Raw genomic sequence first — 2,935 nt, 5'->3', positions numbered from 1 at the left:
ACGTCCGCATAACACCGCCGTACGCAGTTGCTGCCCCACCGCTCAGCAGCGGGGCTGCAAGCCTCACTGACAGACATGATGGAAACATTTAAAAAAGCCGTCTGAAAATAAAAAAAGCCGTCTGAAAATGTGATTTTCAGACGGCCTTCTCCATTACTCAACTAACGACAACTATCCGCTTTGCGGCGGACACAGCCGACAAAATTAAAACGGAATATCGTCGTCGATATCCTCTACCGGCGCAGCCTGTGCGGCGGGAGCGCGGCGTGCGGGGGCGGCGGGCGGTGCGCTCGGGGCTTCCTGCTGATAAGACGGTGCGCTTTGGTAGTTTTGCTGCGCGGGCGCCTGCTGGTAAGACTGCTGCTGGTAGCCGCCGTCGTCGTAAGGTGCGCCGCCGCTGTTGTCGTTGCGGCCGCCGAGCATTTTCATTTCACTGGCGATGATGTCGTAAGCGGTGCGTTCGATGCCGTCTTTACCTTGGTATTTGCGGCTTTGGATGCGGCCTTCCAAGTAAACGGAGCTGCCTTTTTTCAGGTATTGTCCGGCAATTTCGGCCAGGCGGCGGTACATGGTGATGTTGTGCCACTCGGTGCGCTCTTGGCGTTGGCCGCTGTTGCGGTCGTTCCAGGTTTCGCTGGTGGCGATGCTGAAATTGCAGACGGCCTCGCCGTTGGGCATATAGCGTACTTCAGGGTCGCGGCCGAGGCGGCCGATAAGGATGACTTTGTTTAATGAGGACATTTTGATACTCCTGAGATAAGGGTTTCGGCTGCGGCTTGGTCGAAGCCTTTCTGCAACGCTTTAATGTAAACGGTTTGGCCGTCGCGGCTGACGGTGGCGCTTTCCACGCCGGCTACGGCTGCCAGCGCGCGGCAAAGCTCGCTTTCGCACCCCTGCCAAGATGCGCCGATGCGGTAACTGACGTTTTTCACCGGCTTGGGCGCTGGGGTGGCGGCAGCGGCCAGCAGCCACAGCAGCATCAAGCCGCTGCAAAAGGCGAATACGCCGCTGAAGCCGTAATATTGAAACAGTAAACCGCCGCTGGCGCCGCCGGCAAACAGGCCGACCGACTGCATGGTGTTATATACGCCCATGGCCGTGCCTTTCAAATCCGAGGGGGCGATTTTCGACACCATCGACGGCAGGCTGGCTTCCAAAACATTAAAGCCGATAAAGTACACCACCAGACAAGCAGTCATCAGCCACAGCGACTGCAGCGATGCCAGCAGGCCGATTTGCGCCAGAAAAATGCAGGCGATGCCGAGCATAAACACCTGCTTCAGCTTGTTACGGGTTTCGCCGATGATAATCAGCGGCACCATCACCGCCAGGCCGATTAAGGTGGACGGCAGATAGACCTGCCATTGCGATGCTTTGGCCAAACCCAAATCCAGCATGGCGAAAGGCAGCGCGGTAAAAAGCGCCATCTGCGCGGCGTGCAGCGCAAAAATGCCGAAATCCAGGCTCAAAAGCTGCCGGTTTTTCAAGACTTCGCCCATACGCGCGGGCTGCGCCTGGGCATCTTCGTGCAGCTTGGAGGTTTCGGGATCGGGTGTCAGACGGGCCACCACGGCCACGGCAGCCAGCGTCAGCACGCCGGTCAGTATAAACAGCCCGGGTACGCCCAGCCATTCAGCCATCAGCGGCGCGGCGACCAGGCTGGCGGAAAAGGTGAGGCCGATGCTCAAACCGATCATCGACATGGCGCGGGTACGCACTTCGTTGCGCGTCAAATCGGCCAGCAGCGCCGTCACCGCCGCGCTGATAGCCCCCGCACCCTGCAAGGCCCGCGCCGCAACCAGCATGGGCAACGAATCGGCTGCGGCGGCCAGAAAGCTGCCGGCAGCAAAGACAATCAGGCCAAAATAAATGACTTTTTTACGTCCGAATTTATCCGACGCCATGCCCAAGGGCAACTGCAGCAGCGCCTGCGTCAAGCCGTACACGCCCATCGCCAGACCAATCAGCGCTTTATTGTCTGCGGCGCCGGGCAGCGAGGCGGCATAGACGGCCAAAACCGGCAACACCAAAAACATACCCGACATCCGCAGCGCGTACACGCCGGACAAGGTGACACTGGCACGCTGCTCGTGCAGAAACATCTGTATGCGGTGGTTTTTTGCCATTTTTATCGGATGTAAATATTTTCAGACGGCCTTATGGTTGCTGGAAGCCGTCTGAAAACTCATGATTTGCGGATAAGCGGATTATACAGTATTCGGGCGGCTTTGCATTCACCGCCAAGCGCGTGCCGCCGCGCGTTTGCCCGAATGCGCGTTATCCCCACTGCCAGCGGTTGCGCCAGGCGCCGAATACCGCGTTAGGGTATTTGTTGCTGCCGAGGCTGCCGTTGTAGCGTGCCAGAGCGCGGGTCAGATTGCCTTTTTCCACATTATTGTAGTGGCGCAGAATGGTGCAGCCGTAGCGCAGGTTGGTGCGGATGTCGAACAGATTGTGCGCGGGCTTGCCGATGTATTTTTTCCAAAACGGCATTACCTGCATCAGGCCGCGCGCGCCCACGCCGCTGATGGCGTATTGTCGGAATGCGCTTTCCACCTCAATCAGCCCCAGCACCATCTGCGTATCCAAGCCCGCGCGGCTGCTCTCGTATTGAATATTCACCAGCAGGCGGCGGCGTTCCGCTTCGTCAGGCACATATTTAGCCAGGCGCGCCGACATGGCTTTAAGCCAGCGTTCACCCTCGCGGGCATCGGCAAACACCAGCCGCGCGGGATTGACGCTCTCCAGCGAGCCGCGCATCACGGAAGCCACATCGTCGGCCAGCGTTTCTTCCCGCTGCGCGCCGCCCCAAGCGGCGGCAGGGCAAAGCAGCAAAGCGCCGCCGGCCAGCAGTAAGCGGCGGCGGCCGGTATCGGGTTGTGCAGGATTTGGTTGGGCAGTATCGGGAATAGTTATTTTTTGAAACATTGTCGGG

General features: G+C 59.0%; 3 protein-coding genes. All 3 read right to left on the bottom strand.

From position 1 onward, the window contains the following. Nucleotides 1-204: 204 nt before the first annotated feature. The gene (locus BDE01S_RS09690) at nt 205-741 is read right to left on the bottom strand and encodes a single-stranded DNA-binding protein (protein WP_066080900.1); all 537 of its coding nucleotides are present in this window, start codon (nt 739-741) and stop codon (nt 205-207) included. Further along, complete coding sequence (locus BDE01S_RS09685) at nt 729-2,126, bottom strand: MFS transporter (RefSeq protein WP_066080897.1); 1,398 nt, start codon at nt 2,124-2,126, stop codon at nt 729-731. Before BDE01S_RS09685 ends, BDE01S_RS09690 begins: the two co-directional genes overlap by 13 nt. A 151-nt stretch (nt 2,127-2,277) precedes the next feature. Next, a complete protein-coding gene (locus tag BDE01S_RS09680) occupies nt 2,278-2,928 on the bottom strand; it encodes a lytic transglycosylase domain-containing protein (protein WP_066080894.1) in 651 nt (216 codons plus the stop codon). Nucleotides 2,929-2,935 lie beyond the last annotated feature (7 nt).

The sequence above is a fragment of the Bergeriella denitrificans NBRC 102155 genome (assembly GCF_001592185.1).
Taxonomy (GTDB): Bacteria; Pseudomonadota; Gammaproteobacteria; order Burkholderiales; family Neisseriaceae; genus Neisseria; species Neisseria denitrificans.
The sequence above is the reverse complement of the archived record's forward strand: the minus strand, read 5'-3'. Positions and strand labels throughout refer to the sequence as shown.

Coding starts and splice junctions, on each gene's coding strand:
- BDE01S_RS09690 (WP_066080900.1), bottom strand. CDS start 741: ATGTCCTCATTAAACAAAGTCATCCTTATCGGCCGCCTCGGCCGCGAC.
- BDE01S_RS09685 (WP_066080897.1), bottom strand. CDS start 2,126: ATGGCAAAAAACCACCGCATACAGATGTTTCTGCACGAGCAGCGTGCC.
- BDE01S_RS09680 (WP_066080894.1), bottom strand. CDS start 2,928: ATGTTTCAAAAAATAACTATTCCCGATACTGCCCAACCAAATCCTGCA.